Here is a 15,881-nt window from a genome sequence, read left to right as displayed (position 1 = left end):
CCCGGCGGGCGGGTGCCCGCGGTGTGGGCAGAATGGGGTCATGACGACGGAGTCACCCGCGAGCCGCCCGGCACTGCCGGACCACGAGATCCCGACCCTGGGGGTCGACGAGCTGCGCGGCACCCAGCTCGAGCGTCTGCAGCGGACGGTGCGGGCGGCATACGACAACGTCCCGCACTACCGGGACGCCTTCGACGCCAACGGGTTCCACCCCGACGACCTGCGGTCGCTCGACGACGTCAGGCGGATGCCGTTCACGACCAAGGCGGACCTGCGCGCCAACTATCCCTTCGGGATGTTCGCCGTGCCGCGCGAGCAGGTCGTACGCGTGCACGCGAGCTCGGGGACCACCGGACGCCCCACCGTGGTGGGCTACACGAAGGCCGACATCGACACGTGGGCCGACCTCATGGCCCGCTCGATCCGCCTCGCCGGCGGCCACCCCGGCGATGTCATCCACGTCGCCTACGGCTACGGCCTCTTCACCGGCGGCCTCGGCGCGCACTACGGCGTCGAGCGGCTCGGCGCGACCGTCGTCCCGGTGAGCGGCGGCATGACCGAGCGGCAGGTGCAGCTGATCCGCGACTTCCAGCCGCGCGTCATCATGGTGACGCCGAGCTACTTCCTCAGCCTGCTCGACGAGATGGAGCGCGAGGGCATCGACCCGGCAGCGACGAGCCTGGAGGTCGGGATCTTCGGCGCCGAGCCGTGGACCGAGTCGATGCGCCGCGAGATCGAGCGCCGCACGGGCATGGACGCCGTCGACATCTACGGCCTGTCGGAGGTCATGGGCCCCGGCGTCGCCCAGGAGGCCGCGACGACGAAGGACGGCCTGCACATCTGGGAGGACCACTTCTACCCGGAGATCATCGACCCGATCACCGAGGAGGTCCTGCCCGACGGCGAGGTCGGCGAGCTCGTCTTGACGTCGCTGACCAAGCAGGCGATGCCGGTGATCCGCTACCGGACGCGCGACCTGACCCGCCTGCTGCCGGGCACGGCCGTGCCGTCGATGCGCCGGATGGAGAAGGTCACCGGGCGCACCGACGACATGATGATCGTCCGCGGGGTCAACGTCTTCCCGACCCAGATCGAGGAGCACGTGCTGGCCGACCCACGGCTGTCGCCGTACTTCCAGTGCGTCCTGACCCAGCCGGGTCGGATGGTCGAGCTGACGGTCCTCGTCGAGCCGCTCTCGCGGCTCGAGCCCGGGGCCGCCGAGGAGATCGCGCGGACGCTGCAGGCGACGATCAAGGCGCGCATCGGCACGACGTGCCGTGTCGAGGTGCGCGAGCCCGGCTCGATCGAGCGTTCCATCGGCAAGGCGCGCCGCATCGTCGACGAGCGGCCGAAGGCATGAGCACGACCGGCACGGGACCGGTGCTCGAGCCGTATGCCGTCACGGCGCCGGAGGGTGCCCGCCCGCTGGGGGTGGCGCCCTTCCTCGTGCCCGGCGACGTCGTCATGTGGCGCTACCGCGACCACGCGTGGGAGCCGGGCCGTCCCGAGACCGCGTCCCCGATGCGGGTCGTCCGTGACGACGAGCGGGGCCTCGTCGCCTGGCTCGCGCCGGGCACCGTGCAGCTGACCAAGCGGTATGCCGACGGCTCGGACCTGCGTGACGTGCCGATGGGCGAGCGGTTCCTCCGCGACGCCCAGCGCGTGCAGGCCCGGTCGCGGTGGCGCGGCGCCGGCATCCTGCGGATCGCCCCGGTCGAGGTGCCGTGGTCGGTGTGGCTCTTCTGGGACGTGCCCGACCTCGACGGTGCGCCGACGGACCCGGCCGACCCGGCGGCCTACGACCGCTGGGAGTTCGAGGCTGGTACGTCAACCTCGAGACCGTCCACCAGCGTCGCGGCACGGAGACGTTCACCGGTGACCACGTGCTCGACCTCTGGATCGAGGCCGACGGCACGGTCAACGTCAAGGACGCCGACGAGCTCGAGGCCGCCGTCGAGCAGCGTCGGTGCTCGGCCGAGCAGGCCGACATGATCCGGCACAACGGCGAGCACGGGCGCGCGTCCTTCGACCGCCGTGACTGGCCCTTCGGGGACGAGTGGACGCAGTGGCGACCCGACCCGGCGTGGCCGGCACCCGGGCTGCGCGACGACGAACACTGGCAGGTCGACCTCGTCGACTGACAGTCCACGCGTCGCGCCTGCCGCCTGCCGCCTGCCCCTCGCCGGCGCGGGTCAGGTCGCTTGGACGCCGACCTCCCACAGCGAGTAGCCGTACGACGTCGCGCGTTTCGTGCCGACGACACGGACGTAGCGGGCCGTCGTCGGGGTGAAGGCGAGCACGTCGAGGCCGCCGTCGGCGCCGGTGCGGCTCGCGACCGTCGTCCAGGTCGACCCATCGGTCGAGACCTCGACGCGGTAGTCGCGGGCACAGGCCGACTCCCAGTCGAGGACGATGCGACCGACCTGTCGCGCCGAGCCGAGGTCGACCCGCCACCACTGGTTGTCGCTCCACGCGCTGGCCCAGCGGGTGTCGCGCCGCCCGTCGACGGCGCGGGGCGCGCGGAGGTCGGTGAAGAGGTCCCACTGGTAGCTGCTGGCCGTCGCCGGACGTCCGGTCGCGAGGTCGGTCGGCGGCGACCACGTCTGGGCGGCGCGGGCCGTCCGGAGGTAGGACTCCGCGCCCATGGCCAGCTCGTCGACGACCTGCTGGCCGCCGATCCGGCGCATGTCCTCGACCCAGTCGGGGATGAGCCCGTAGTGCGGGACGCCGTCGACGTTGTAGTCCCACGTGCGCTGGCCGGTGACCTGGCGGGCGGCCTGGGCTCCGCCCAGCGTGGTGAAGGGATAGGTCACGTTCGAGCCCGACCGCGGCGCCGGCGTACCTCCGAAGCCGTTCATGTCCATGCCGAAGCCGTAGCCCACGTGGTACTTCGCCCGCAGCGCCTCGTCCGTGTGCATCGTGTCGACGAACTCGTCGGCGTCGTGGCCGTACTGCGTGACGAACCCGCCCAGGCGGTAGAGGCGCTCGGTGAAGTGGGTGTCCATCCACGAGTGCGACGAGACGACGCCCGGGTAGTTCGCGGCCTCGAGCAGGTCGAGGGTGCGCGAGGCCGCCTTGACGCTCATGTGGTCGACCTCGACGACCATGCCGCGCTGCATCATGCCGGCGAGGGCGTACTCCCCCAGCGACGAGAGCCCGCGCGGGTTGCAGTGGGGCCCCTCGGGGTAGATCGGCAGGACGAGTCCCAGAGGGAGGTAGGGCGCGAGCTCCTTGGGGATGACGCCGTTGGCGACGGTGTGGTCGTGCAGCTCGCCCGTGCACGTCTGCACCTGCCACCACTGGCCGGTGTCGAGGAAGTTGCCGAGGTTGACGATGACACCCTGCGTGCCCTCGTCGAAGCGCACGCCGCACAGCGCGTTGTCGAACTTGTGGCAGAGGAACATCGAGCGCACCCCGAGCCCGTGCAGCTCGGTCAGGCCGGCGTCGATCTGCGCCTTGGTGCAGCCGGGGACGCCGAGCGTGAGCCGGCAGCCGAAGGGGTTGCTGACCTCGACACCGAGGATGACGGCGAGCTTGCCCTGGGCGACGTAGGCGCGGGCCTCGTCGGCGGAGTAGGCGATCCGGAACCAGCCCTTGCCCGCGCCGCCGTACTGCTGGTCGACGAACGCCTCGAGCTTCTTGGTCTCGGCGATCTGGCGCCGCACGGTGTCCATGTCGTCGCACGAGTAGCGGTTGACCTGGGTCGGCAGGCTGCAGAGCACGTTGTTGTTGACCGCGTCAGCGACCATGATCCGCTGGCCACCGAGCCAGGCCCGCTCGACCCACCTGTAGTACATCTGCTGGTGGGTCAGGCTGCTCCACCTCGGCCAGTCCGCGAACGTCGGCCACCCGACGGGGTCGTGCGTGGCGAGCGGGTTGCCGCCCTCCTTGTTGGTGAGGTTCTCGATGAGCGCGGCCTGGCCGTTGGGGTAGTGGTTGTCGCAGTCCTTCAGCGCGTCGGCGATCCCGTTCGCGCTGAAGGTCGCTCCGCACACGATGTTGCCCCCGAAGCCGACGTTCGACATGAGGTGGGTGTGGGCGTCGACGTAGCCGCGCACCGTGCCGTCGGGCTGCGTCCCGCTGAACGGCGGTCCGGTGACGTCGACCTGCGAGTCGGGACTCTGCGGGTTGACTGGCGCGTACGGATCACCCACTGCCACAGCCGTGCTCAGGCCTGCCGCCCCGACCGCGGCAGCTGCCGCGACGGCGACCAGGGGTCGACGGATGGTCCGGAACCAGCGCTTCGTCATCGAAGCCTCCCCGAGGAGTGAGGGTCTCCTGATTCCGGCGAAGTTACCACCGGTAAGGGCGCTGCGCGCGCCGACGTATCACCACCCCCCCACTGACCTCTGACCGTCGGGGCCGCCACGACCCCTCAGCACACGAGCCACGAGGAGCACGTCATGGGCATCCCCCCGCAGGCCGCACGCATCATCGGCGCCTGGCCCGAGCAGACCACGCAGTCGACGCCGCGCACGCGCCCGTCCCGTCGCGACCGCTCGCACCGCCTCACGGTCGCCCGCATCCTGCACCCCCTGCACCAGCCCGTGCCGTCGACCCGTTCGGCCCGCGCGGAGGCCCCGAGCCCGCTCGGCGCCAAGCCTGCCCGTCACGCCTGACCGGGCCAGCCGGCATACGCCCTCGGTCGTGGCCTAGCCGCGCTGGGCGCGGCGGACGATCTCCACGGCTGACGCGTCGGTGACGCCGGACGCCCGGGCTGCCGCGACGTAGCGCGCCGCGAGCACGCCGAGCGCGGCTTCGACCGCGTGCTCGCCCGACGCGACGACCGTCCCGGCGCGGCTGCGCGTCTCGACGAGGCCCGCAGCCTCGAGCTCCTTGTACGCCCGCGCCACCGTGTTGGTCGCGAGGCCGAGGTCGGCAGCGAGCGCCCGCACGGTGGGCAGACGGTCCCCCGGAAGGAGGCGGCCGCCGCGGATGCTCGCCTCCACCTGCGCGCGCACCTGCTCGAAGGCGGCCTCGTGGGAGGCGGGGTCGACGACGATGTCGAGTTCGGTCACCCGGTGAGTAACGCAGTGCCGCGGCCGCGTGTCAACGCCCCCGCGGGCGCGTGTCGACGCCCCGGCGGGCGCGGTCCACGCCCCCGCCCGTGACCGGTGTCACGCGCATCCCCGGACAGGGGGTCCACTCCCGAGAAACCCACCCGCTAGCATCTACTACGTCATGTAGTTCTGGTGCGACCCTCGCGGAGCCCCCATGGATGCAACGGACCTGGCACGGTGGCAGTTCGCCATCACCACCGTGTACCACTTCCTCTTCGTGCCGATCACGATCGGCATGTCCCTCATCGTCGCCGTCTTCCACACTGCCTGGGTGCGCACGCACAACCCGCAGTGGATGAGGCTGGCCAAGTTCTTCGGCAAGCTCTTCCTCATCAACTTCGCGCTCGGGCTCGTCACGGGCATCGTGCAGGAGTTCCAGTTCGGGATGAACTGGAGCGACTACTCGCGCTTCGTCGGTGACATCTTCGGGGCGCCGCTGGCCATCGAGGCGCTGCTCGCCTTCTTCCTCGAGTCGACCTTCCTCGGGCTGTGGATCTTCGGCTGGGGCCGGCTCCCCGAGAAGCTGCACGCCACGACGATGTGGCTCGTGCACATCGGCACGGTGCTGTCGGCGTACTTCATCCTCGCCGCCAACTCGTTCATGCAGCACCCGGTCGGCTACACCTACAACGCCGCGAGCGGCCGCGCGGAGCTGACCGACTTCTTCGCGGTGCTGACCAACAAGGTCCAGCTCGTCACCTTCCCGCACGTCATCTTCGCCGCCTACATGGCCGGTGCCGGCGTCGTCATGGGCGTCTCGCTCTGGCTCATGCGCCGCGAGGCCAAGGCGGCCGCCGACGACGCGCAGGACGTCGCCCGCACCGACGCCCCGATGTACCGCACGGCCACGCGCATCGGCGCCGTCCTGACGCTCGTCGCCGCGGTCGGCGTCACCATCACCGGCGACGTGCAGGGCAAGATCATGACCGAGGTGCAGCCGATGAAGATGGCGGCAGCCGAGGGACTCTACGAGTCCGTTCCCGCGGGTGACGGCGCTCCCTTCTCGGTGCTGACCGTCGGCTCGCTCGACGGGTCGCACGCCAACGCGATCATAGAGATCCCCGGCCTGCTGAGCTTCCTCGCGACCGGCAACTTCGAGGGCGCCGTCCGGGGCATCAACGACCTCAAGACCGAGTACGCCAAGACGTACGGTGCGAGCGGCAACCCCCGGGTGGCCGACGTCGCGACCGCCTTCGTCCCCAACATCCCGACCACCTACTGGACGTTCCGTCTCATGATCGGTCTCGGGATCGTCACGGCGCTCATCGCGATCGCCGTGCTCTGGCTGACGCGCAAGGGGCGCACCCCGACCGCCAGGTGGCTCGCGTATGCCGCCGTGGCCGCTCCGCTCCTTCCCGTGTTCGCCAACAGCTTCGGCTGGATCTTCACTGAGGTCGGCCGCCAGCCCTGGCTCGTCTTCGGCCTCATGACGACAGCCAACGGCGTCTCGCCGAGTGTCTCGATGGGCGAGGTGATCACGTCGATGGTCGTCTTCACGCTCCTCTACGGCGCGCTCGCCGTCGTCGAGATCAAGCTCTTCCTGCACTACGTCCGCAAGGGGGCCGAGCCCTTCGAGGAGCCGCAGGACCCCGCCGACCGGGACGAGGACGCACCCCTCGTCTTCGCCTACTGAGAAGGGCTGAGCTGCAATGGATCTCGCCACCTTCTGGTTCATCGTCCTCGGCGTGCTCTGGACGGGCTACCTCGTCCTCGAGGGCTTCGACTTCGGCGTCGGCATGCTGATGCCCGTCCTCGGCGGCAAGCGCTACGCGGCCGACGCCGCCGACGCCGAGAAGCGCCGCCGCGTCCTGCTCAACACCATCGGCCCGGTCTGGGACGGCAACGAGGTGTGGGTGCTCACCGCCGGTGGAGCCACCTTCGCCGCCTTCCCGCACTGGTATGCCACGCTGTTCAGCGGCTTCTACCTACCGCTGCTGCTCATCCTCGTCGCCCTCATCGTGCGCAACCTCGGCTTCGAGTACCGCCACAAGCGGCCCGAGGCTCGGTGGAAGGCCCGCTGGGACCTCGCGATCTTCTGGGGCTCGCTCGTGCCCGCACTCCTCTGGGGCGTCGCGCTGACCAACATCGTGCGCGGTGTGCCGATCGACGCGAACAAGGAGTACACCGGCAACCTCTTCACGCTGCTCAACCCGGCCGGCCTCCTCGGCGGGCTCGTCTTCGTGACGCTGTTCCTCACGCACGGCGCGATCTTCGTCGCCCTCAAGACCGACGGGAAGATCCGTCACGAGGCACGCCAGGTCGCCGAGCGCGTCGGGGTCGTCGCCGCGGTGCTCGCGGTCGCCCTGCTCCTCTGGCTCGGGCTGACGGATGGCAAGCTCGCCTCGTGGGTCACCACGGTGGTCGCCGCCGCCGCTCTCCTCGGCGCCCTGGCGGCCAACCGGGTCGGTCGTGAGGGATGGGCCTTCATCGGCACGGCCGTCACCATCGCCATGGCGGTCGCGACGTACTTCCTCGTGCTGTTCCCCAACGTCATGCCCAGCTCGACCAACCCCGACTGGAACCTGACCATCGCCAACGCGTCGAGCACGGACTACACGCTCAAGGTCATGACGATCGTCGCGCTGATCTTCACCCCGATCGTCCTGATGTACCAGGGCTGGACCTACTGGGTCTTCCGGAAGCGCCTGACCGTCAAGCACATTCCCGAAGACGCGCCGCGCGAGACCGTCTCCCGCTGACGCGCCGGTCCAGACCGACCCGACCCATCCGACCCATCCCACGCCTCCGACGAGCCGAGAGAGTGCACCTTCGGTGAAGCCCTTCGACCCACGACTCCTACGGGCGGTCCCTGCCGCCCGGAAGCCCGTCGCCGTCCTCGCCGCGACCGGCGTCGCGGGCGGTGCGGCGACGATCGCCACGGCGTTCGCGCTGTCCGCGGTCGTCGTCGCGGTCGTCGAGGGGACCGACCTCGTGGCGCCGCTCGCCTGGCTGCTCGGACTCTTCGCCGTGCGAGCGGTCCTCGCCGCGGCGACCGAGCGGGTCGCCGCGTGGGCGGGAGTCTCGGTGTCGTCGGCGCTCCGCGCGGCGCTGCTCGGCCGCTGGGGCGCCGTCGACGCGGACGCACGCCTCGAGCCGGGAGCGGCCGTCTCGCTCGCGACCGCGGGCACGGCGGCCGTGGAGCCGTATGCCGCCCGCTTCCTCCCGACGCTCGTCACCGCGGCCGTCGTGCCGGTGCTCGCCATCGCGACGCTCGTCGTCGTCGACTGGCCGAGCGCCCTCGTCGTCGTGCTGACACTGCCGCTCCTGCCCGTCTTCGCCGCGCTCATCGGCACGTCGACCGCCGACTCGACCGAGCGTCGGTGGGCTGCGCTCGCCTCGCTGTCCGGGCACTTCCTCGACGTCGTCCGCGGCCTCCCGACGCTCGTCACCTACGGCCGGGCACGCCGTCAGGCCGCGACGATCCGCGAGGTCAGCGACCGGCACCGGCACGCGACGATGGAGACGCTGCGCATCGCGTTCCTGTCGTCCGCGGCGCTCGAGCTGCTCGCGACGATCTCCGTCGCGATCGTCGCCGTGACCGTGGGCCTGCGTCTGTCGCACGGCTCGATGACGCTCGGAGCGGGGCTCGTCGCGATCCTGCTCGCACCCGAGGCCTACTGGCCGGTGCGACGGGTCGGGGCCGAGTACCACGCGGCCGCCGACGGCGCCGTGGCCCTCGACGCGATCCTCGCCCAGCTCGAGCCCACGCCCGACGCACCCCGGTCCTCCTCGACCCCCGCACCGAACGCGGCGTTCGATGCCGAACTCACTGGTAGAACAACGCGTTCGCGACCGAACGCCGCGTTCGGTGGGGTGGCACCGGCGGGCGGGCGGGTCGGCGAGGTGCGGGTCGCCGGCGTCACCTACGCGTATGCCGGGTCGCCGGCTCCGGTTCTCCGTGACCTCGACCTCGTGGCCGGGCCCGGCCTCACGGTCGTCACCGGCCCCTCGGGCGTGGGCAAGTCGACGCTGCTCGACCTGCTCGCCGGCCTCCGCAGCCCCGGCTCCGGGACCGTCGAGACGCCAGCCTCGCACTACGTGACGCAGCGGCCGTTCCTCGCGACGGGGCCGGTGCGATCGGCCCTGACGATCGGGCACCCGGCCACCGACGACCAGCTGTGGGAGGCCTTGCGCGCGGTCGAGGTCGACGGCGTCGTCGCGGCCCTCCCCGGTGGCCTGTCCGCCGATCTCGGTGACGACGGCTTCGGCCTGTCCGCCGGCCAGCGCCAGCGGCTGGCCCTCGCCCGGGCCTGGCTCTCGCCCGAGACGCTGCTGCTCCTCGACGAGCCCACCGCGCACCTCGACCCCGAGGGTGCCGAGCACGTGGCCGCCGTCGTCGCCGAGCTCGCCGAGCGCCGCGTGGTCGTCGCCGTCACGCACCGCGACGAGCTGCTCGCCCACGCCGACCACCACCTCGTCCTCGCCTCCCCGGTCGAGGTGATCCCGGGGGCGACGTCGCTGCCGGGATCACCTCGACCCGCAGGAGAGGAGGGCGACCGATGAGCACCGTCCCGATCCCCGACCACGGTGTCGAGGTGATCGCGCACCCCACGTCGGTGCCGGCATCACCTCGAACCGCGAGTGCGCGGGGGCGGGTCTGGTGGCCGTCGGCGGGCACGGTGCGCGGCGGCCTGCTCGGCGGGATCGCCACGGCGTCCGGCATGGCGCTGACGGCGACCTCGGGCTGGCTCATCGTCCGGGCCTCGGAGCAGCCCGTCATCCTCACCCTGCTCACCGCCATCGTCGCCGTCCGCGCCTTCGGCATGGCGCGGCCCGTCTTCCGCTACTGGGAGCGCCTGACGAGCCACGACGCAGCCCTCGCGATGCTCGCCGAGCGGCGCACGTCGGCCTACGAGGCTCTCGTCCCGCTCACTCCCGCCCGGCTCGGTCGCCGGCGCCGGTCCGATGTGCTCACCGGGGTCGTCGACGACCTCACCGACGTCGTCGACGCCCAGGTCCGCGTCGCGGTGCCCGTCATCTCGACGGCCGTGGCGGGGGGCCTCGCCATCGTGCTCACGCTGCTGCTGTCGCTGCCCGTCGGCCTCGTCATGCTCGGGCTCGGCGTCGCCGTGTGCCTCATCAGCACGCTCGCGGCGCACCTCGAGTCCCGTTCCCTGCCAGAGCTGCTCGCCGCCCGGGCCGAGGTCACGCGCGTCAGCGAGCTCATGGCCAGCCAGTCGGGCGAGCTGCGCGCCGTCGGCGGCTGGGCCACGGCGCTCGGCTGGCTCGACGAAGCCCACGCCTCGCTCGACCGGGTCACCCGTCGCATCAGCGCGGGTCGCGCAGTCGCAGCCTCGCTCTTCCTCGTCGCCGTCGGCGCGGCCGTCGCCGCCACGGCCGTCATCGCCCAGGACCTCGCCGTCTCGACCCCCGTCAAGGCGCTGCTCGTGCTGACCCCGGTCGCGGTGTCCGAGGCCGTCACGCCGCTCGTCGACGCCATGCGCGCCCTCGCCCGGGCCCGGGGCAGCGAGCACCGCATCGACGCCCTGCTCGACCTCGCCCCGGCCGTCGCCGACGAGGCTGCCGGCGCCGACGACGAGGCGGCCGTCGCCGATGCCCCTGCCCCCGGGGACGACCCCGGCCACGCGGACGACCGCGCGGCGGGCACCCGGCCCGAGCAGACGGCATACGCCAGCAGTGACGTGCGGGCGCGCGCGCTCACCGCCTCGTGGACCGACGACCGCACCGACCTCGCCCCGACCGACCTCGACGTCCCGGCCGGCAGCCGCGTCGCCGTCACCGGGCCGAACGGCAGCGGCAAGTCGACCCTGCTCGCCGTGCTCGCCCGGCACCTCGACCCGTCGGGCGGGACCTACCTGCTCGGGGGGACCGACGTGCTCCACCGACCTCTGGAGGAGACCCGCGGGCACATCGCCGTCGTCGACGACGAGACCCACGTCTTCGCCACCACGCTGCGCAACAACCTGACGCTCGCCCGTCCCGACGCGGACGACGCCGAGGTCGGGCGCGCGCTCCGGGCCGCCGGCCTCACGGACCTGCTCGAGGGTCTGCCCGACGGACTCGACACGACCCTCGGGTCCAGCGGTCGCGGGCTCTCCGGCGGCGAGCGGGCCCGGCTCGGCATCGCCCGGGCCCACGTCAGCGGGCGCCCCGTCGTGCTGCTGGACGAGCCGGTGGCCCACCTCGACCCGCCCACGGCCCGCGCCGTCGTCGAGGACCTGACACGGCTCGGCAGCGCACCGGGTACGACAGGGGTGGCGGGCACGAACGCGCCCGCGCAGACGATCATCATGGTGACCCACCGCGACGACGGCGCCGACCTGTTCGACCAGGTCCTCGAGGTGCGCCGGCCATCGGGGACGATGTCAGCCACGACCGCAGGCGGCACCGACCTGCACGACAGCACCGACCACACGCACGACCGCACGAACGGCGCCGACCGGCGCCGCCGCTAGATTGGAACGCCATGCCCAGCACACCCCGCAACCGTCTCGGCGACCTCGAGCGCGTCGTCATGGAAGAGCTCTGGACCACCGCGGACGCCCACCCCGAGGGACGCACGGTCCGTGAGGTCCACGACGCGATCGGCGTCGACCGCGGACTCGCCTACACGACCCTCATGACGGTGCTCGACCGGATGGCGAAGAAGGACCTCGTCCACCGCGAGCGCGACGGCCGCGCCTGGCGCTACACCGCCGCGTCGACCCGCGCCGAGCTGACGTCGGAGTCGCTGCACCACACGCTCGGCGAGCTCGCCGGCGACAAGCGACGCACCGCGCTGCTCCACTTCCTCGACGAGTCCACGCCCGAGGAGATCGACGAGCTCAAGGCGGCGCTCGCCGAGCTCGAGTCCCGTCGTCCCGACGCCGCGAAGCGCTGACCGGCCGATGACCCCCGCCGCGGACCCCCGCACCAGCTGACCCGTGCTCGTCGTCGCGGCCCTCGTCGTCCTCGCGGTCCTGCTCGCGTGGCCGGTGCCGCGCGTCCTGGCCCGGGCGACCTCACTGCGGCGCGCACCCCGGGCCGCCCTCGTGCTGTGGCAGTCCACCGCCGTCGCCGCGGTGCTCGCCGCCCTGCTCGCGGCGCCGGCGGCGATCCCGCTGCTCGTCGGCCGGCAGGTGCGACTGTCGGAGCACTGGGTCACGCTGGCCGTGGCCGCTGCCCTGAGCGCGGTCGTCGCCGTGCGGCTGCTGCTCTCGGGCGACCGGGTCGGGCGCAACCTGCGCGCCGCACGTCGCCGCCATCGCGACCTCGTCGACCTGCTCGGCGTCCCGGGTGAGGGCGCCGACCGGCACATGCGCGTCCTCGAGCACACGACCCCGACGGCCTACTGCGTCCCCGGCGTACGCCGCCGCGTCGTCCTGACGCAGGGCACCCTCGACCGGCTCGGTGCCGACGAGCTGTCCGCGGTGCTGGCGCACGAGCGCGCCCACCTGGGCGCCCGCCACGACCTCGTCATGGAGTTCTTCACGGTCGTGCACGAGGCGATGCCCGGCTTCCTGCGCTGCGACGACGCGCTCCGCGAGGTGCACCTGCTCATCGAGGTGCTCGCCGACCGCGCCGCCGTCCGGCACGCCGGCGCCGTCAGCACCGGTCGCGCCATCGTCGCCATGGCCGGTGGGCCGAAGCCCGCCGGTGCCATGGCGATGGCCGACAGCACCCGCGTCGCCACCGCTCGCATCGGGCTGCTCGACGCCGAGCGGATCGCGGGCCTCCCGATCCCCGCCGTCGCCGCGACGATGTATGCCGTGTCGACCCTCCTCGTCGTGACGCCCCTCGCGCTCTACCTCGGCGCGATCGCCGAGCTGACCCTCGTCTGAGCGCCTCCCGTCACGCGGAAGCCGCCTCGATAGGGTGGCGACATGCGCGTACTCGTCAGCGGCGGAGCCGGCTACATCGGCTCGCACACGGTGGTCCAGCTCGTCGCGGCCGGGCACGAGGTGCTCATCGTCGACAACTTCGGCAACAGCAAGCCGACGGTGGTCAACCGTCTAGAGGCGCTGACCGGGACGCACCTCGAGGTGCATTCGTTCGACCTGCGCGACCACGACAAGACCGAGCACCTCTTCGCCAACGAGAAGATCGATGCGGTCATCCACTTCGCCGGTCTCAAGGCCGTCGGCGAGAGCGTCGAGCTGCCCCTCGAGTACTACGAGAACAACCTCGTCTCGACCTTCTCGCTCGTGCGCGCGATGCGCCGGCACGGCGTCACGAAGCTCGTCTTCAGCAGCTCGGCCACGGTCTACGGCCACAACAGCCCGCCGCTCACCGAGGACATGGCGACGGCGGCGACCAACCCGTACGGCTGGACGAAGGTGATGATCGAGCAGATCCTGCGCGACGTCGCGGCCGCCGACCCCGACCTGCGGATCGCGCTGCTGCGCTACTTCAACCCGGTCGGTGCGCACGCGAGCGGCACCATCGGCGAGGACCCTCAGGGCATCCCCAACAACCTCATGCCGTTCATCGCCCAGGTGGCGGTCGGCCGCCGCGACAAGCTGCTCGTCTTCGGTGACGACTACCCGACGCCCGACGGCACGCCGCTGCGCGACTACATCCACGTCGAGGACCTCGCCGCCGGCCACCTCGCAGCGCTGGCCAAGCTGAGCCAGGTCGACGAGCCGATCTCGACGTGGAACCTCGGCACCGGGCACGGCACGAGCGTCCTCGAGGTGCTGCACGCGTTCGAGCAGGCCGTGGGTCGCGAGCTGCCCTACGAGGTCGTCGGTCGACGCGCGGGTGACCTGCCCGAGTCGTTCGCCGACCCGTCTCTGGCGCACGCCGAGCTCGGCTGGCGGGCCGAGCGCACGATCGAGGACATGTGCGTCGACCAGTGGCGGTGGCAGAGCGCCAACCCCACCGGCTACCCCGACGCCTGACCCCGCCGCCACCCGACCCACCCCGGCCGACCCGCCGACCCACCCCGGCCGACCCGCCGACCCACCCGGCGGTCCGACCACCCCACTCGAGTGAGCACCTGGTCATCGTCGAGTGGAGGTCGGGGAGGTGGGTCAGGGGCGGGGGTTGAGGGCGTCGTAGTCGCGGAAGGACGTGACCCGCGCGACGGAGGCGATGACGAGGACGACGACGAGGACGCCGCCCACGACGGGCGGCACCCACGTGGCCGTCAGCGTCGCGAGCGTCCCGGCGAACATCTGACCGAGTCGCGGGCCGCCCGTGACGACGACCGTGAAGACGCCCTGGGTGCGGCCGCGCAGGTGGTCGGGCACCGCGGCCTGCAGGATCGACTGCCGGAAGATCGCGCTGATGTTGTCGGACCCACCGGCCACGGCGAGGCACAGGGCCGCGAGCCCGAGGGCCCAGAGGTTGGCATCGCCGAAGTCCATCGACTGCACGGCGTGGCCGCCGAGCTCGGTGACGGCCAGCACGATCCCGAAGCCGAGGATGGCGAGGCCGTAGGAGACGATCGCGTTGCGGATGGCGAGACCCTGCCAGCGCAGCCCGGTGACGCGACCCGACGCGAGGCTCGAGACGATCCCGCCGACGGCGAACGACGCGAGCAGGATGCCGGCCGTGACCGGCCCGCCGCCGATGACGATCGCGCCGACGGCGGGGAAGAGCACCATCGGCTGGCCGAACGTCATGGCGATGATGTCGACGATGAAGCTCATCCGAACGTTGGGGGCCCGCCGCAGGTGGGCGAGCCCGTCGGCGACCGAGCGGAACCCGCCGGTGGTCGGCCGCTCCCCCTCCGGTCGGATGCGCGGCAGGGTCCAGAGGCCGAAGAACCCGGCGAAGAAGAGCACGACGTCGACGGTGTAGGTCCAGGCGTAGCCCGCCCGCGCGACGAGCACGCCCGCGATGCCCGGCCCCACCGTCACCATGACCCCCGCCGAGATGCCGAGCAGCGCCGCCGCCTTCGGCAGCTGCGCCCGGGGCAGCAGCCGCGGCGTGATCGCCTGGCGCGTGGCCGAGGCGATGGTCGCCGCGACGGCGTTGACCGTGGTGATGACGTAGAACATCCAGACCTGCTCGGCCCCCAGCCAGACGATCGTCGCTAGGACCACGGTCGAGGCCCACGCCACCGTCGAGGCGGACAGGGCCACCGCGCGCCGGTCGAAGCGGTCGGCGATGGCGCCGCCATAGAGGCCGGCGACGATCATCGGCAGCAGCGAGAACCACGCGACGAGGGAGACCATGAACGTCGAGCGCGTCAGGTCGTAGATGTGCAGGCCGACGGCCGTGTTGGTGACGAACGTGCCGATGCCGGCGAGCGTGTTGCCGAACCACAGCCGGGCGAACGGCGGGCTGACCCGCAGCGGCGTCAGGTCGATGAGGTGCGATCGACGCGTGGCCGGGGCGGGCGCCTCAGGGCCTGGAGGTACGTCGGTCACAGAGCGAAACTACGCCACCGCCAGCTCGCCCGACGGCGCGGGGAGGCACGCCTCGACGTCGCGCAGCCGTGAGCCGTCGCGGACCCACACCCAACGGTCGTCGGCCGTGCGCCGCGCGACCTGGGTGCGCACCGTGCCGTCGCCCGTCGTCGACGTCGTCATGGCAAGACCACCGGTCACGACGGCACGCGCGGTCACGCCGGCGGCGGGAGCGCCGACCGCACCGAGGGCACCCGCTGCCAACGCGGCAGCGAACGCCGAGCGGATGGCGGTGGCGCCCGCCGCCTCCCGACCGCGCGGCAGGCTCACGACGGCGTCGGCGGCATACAACCCCACGATGCCGTCGAGGTCACCCGCGGCGACGCAGGTGGCGAACCGGGACTCGAGGGCCTCGGGGGCATCGGCCCCCACGGCGGTCGGGTGCGCTGTCGTCGTCATGGGTCACACCGTCCCACCAGCCACCGACAGCCCCACCGACCACAGGGCCAACCCCCGTACCGTTCCG

14 protein-coding genes and 1 pseudogene are annotated in these 15,881 nt (G+C 72.3%); 11 read left to right on the top strand and 4 right to left on the bottom strand.

Annotated features, from left to right (window positions below; all coding sequences use genetic code 11):
* Nucleotides 1–40 precede the first annotated feature (40 nt).
* From paaK to ASG96_RS23915, 3 genes and pseudogenes are all read left to right on the top strand, one after another.
* On the top strand, nt 41–1,360 hold the full coding sequence (gene paaK / locus ASG96_RS00465; protein ID WP_057585919.1) for a phenylacetate--CoA ligase PaaK: 1,320 nt from the start codon (nt 41–43) through the stop codon (nt 1,358–1,360).
* Between the two features lie 319 nt (nt 1,361–1,679).
* Nucleotides 1,680–1,883: pseudogene (locus ASG96_RS24570) on the top strand (hypothetical protein); the annotation flags it as partial.
* Nucleotides 1,884–1,988: 105 nt separating this feature from the next.
* Nucleotides 1,989–2,141 carry a hypothetical protein gene (locus tag ASG96_RS23915; protein WP_235509005.1) on the top strand — a complete coding sequence of 51 codons (153 nt, stop codon included), beginning with the start codon at nt 1,989–1,991 and terminating at the stop codon, nt 2,139–2,141.
* Nucleotides 2,142–2,192: 51 nt separating this feature from the next.
* Here the strand turns inward: ASG96_RS23915 and ASG96_RS00450 are convergent, their stop codons facing one another.
* Nucleotides 2,193–4,250 carry a discoidin domain-containing protein gene (locus tag ASG96_RS00450; protein ID WP_057585913.1) on the bottom strand — a complete coding sequence of 686 codons (2,058 nt, stop codon included), beginning with the start codon at nt 4,248–4,250 and terminating at the stop codon, nt 2,193–2,195.
* A 153-nt stretch (nt 4,251–4,403) separates the two neighbouring features.
* Between ASG96_RS00450 and ASG96_RS00445 the strand changes: the two genes are divergently transcribed.
* Nucleotides 4,404–4,619 (top strand): hypothetical protein, encoded by a 216-nt coding sequence (locus ASG96_RS00445; RefSeq protein WP_057585911.1) that lies wholly within the window; start codon nt 4,404–4,406, stop codon nt 4,617–4,619.
* 33 nt (nt 4,620–4,652) lie between these two features.
* Here ASG96_RS00445 and ASG96_RS00440 read toward each other — a convergent pair whose 3' ends face one another.
* Nucleotides 4,653–5,018 carry a GntR family transcriptional regulator gene (locus tag ASG96_RS00440; RefSeq protein ID WP_057585909.1) on the bottom strand — a complete coding sequence of 122 codons (366 nt, stop codon included), beginning with the start codon at nt 5,016–5,018 and terminating at the stop codon, nt 4,653–4,655.
* A 196-nt stretch (nt 5,019–5,214) separates the two neighbouring features.
* On the opposite strand from ASG96_RS00440, the gene ASG96_RS00435 reads away from it, so the two are divergent.
* From ASG96_RS00435 to galE, 7 genes are all read left to right on the top strand, one after another.
* A complete protein-coding gene (locus ASG96_RS00435) occupies nt 5,215–6,693 on the top strand; it encodes a cytochrome ubiquinol oxidase subunit I (protein ID WP_056755827.1) in 1,479 nt (492 codons plus the stop codon).
* Between the two features lie 16 nt (nt 6,694–6,709).
* Nucleotides 6,710–7,759, top strand: a complete 1,050-nt coding sequence (gene cydB, locus ASG96_RS00430; protein ID WP_056755826.1) for a cytochrome d ubiquinol oxidase subunit II — start codon at nt 6,710–6,712, stop codon at nt 7,757–7,759.
* A 73-nt stretch (nt 7,760–7,832) separates the two neighbouring features.
* Nucleotides 7,833–9,563 (top strand): thiol reductant ABC exporter subunit CydD, encoded by a 1,731-nt coding sequence (cydD, locus tag ASG96_RS00425; RefSeq protein ID WP_057585907.1) that lies wholly within the window; start codon nt 7,833–7,835, stop codon nt 9,561–9,563.
* Nucleotides 9,560–11,476 carry a thiol reductant ABC exporter subunit CydC gene (gene cydC, locus ASG96_RS00420; protein ID WP_082591538.1) on the top strand — a complete coding sequence of 639 codons (1,917 nt, stop codon included), beginning with the start codon at nt 9,560–9,562 and terminating at the stop codon, nt 11,474–11,476. Before cydD ends, cydC begins: the two co-directional genes overlap by 4 nt.
* 11 nt (nt 11,477–11,487) lie before the next feature.
* On the top strand, nt 11,488–11,901 hold the full coding sequence (locus ASG96_RS00415; RefSeq protein ID WP_056755820.1) for a BlaI/MecI/CopY family transcriptional regulator: 414 nt from the start codon (nt 11,488–11,490) through the stop codon (nt 11,899–11,901).
* Nucleotides 11,902–11,944: 43 nt separating this feature from the next.
* Nucleotides 11,945–12,841, top strand: a complete 897-nt coding sequence (locus tag ASG96_RS00410) for a M56 family metallopeptidase (protein ID WP_057585905.1) — start codon at nt 11,945–11,947, stop codon at nt 12,839–12,841.
* 42 nt (nt 12,842–12,883) lie between these two features.
* Nucleotides 12,884–13,900 (top strand): UDP-glucose 4-epimerase GalE, encoded by a 1,017-nt coding sequence (gene galE / locus ASG96_RS00405; RefSeq protein WP_056755814.1) that lies wholly within the window; start codon nt 12,884–12,886, stop codon nt 13,898–13,900.
* Nucleotides 13,901–14,032: 132 nt separating this feature from the next.
* On the opposite strand, the gene ASG96_RS00400 is transcribed toward galE, so the two are convergent.
* Together ASG96_RS00400 and ASG96_RS00395 are read right to left on the bottom strand one after the other, a co-directional pair.
* A complete protein-coding gene (locus ASG96_RS00400; protein ID WP_200962633.1) occupies nt 14,033–15,376 on the bottom strand; it encodes an MFS transporter in 1,344 nt (447 codons plus the stop codon).
* A gap of 9 nt (nt 15,377–15,385) precedes the next feature.
* A complete protein-coding gene (locus tag ASG96_RS00395) occupies nt 15,386–15,814 on the bottom strand; it encodes a nuclear transport factor 2 family protein (RefSeq protein ID WP_057585903.1) in 429 nt (142 codons plus the stop codon).
* Nucleotides 15,815–15,881 lie beyond the last annotated feature (67 nt).

The sequence above is a fragment of the Terrabacter sp. Soil810 genome (assembly GCF_001429645.1).
Classification (GTDB): Bacteria; Actinomycetota; Actinomycetes; order Actinomycetales; family Dermatophilaceae; genus Terrabacter.
This window is presented reverse-complemented; position numbering and strand designations above follow the sequence as displayed.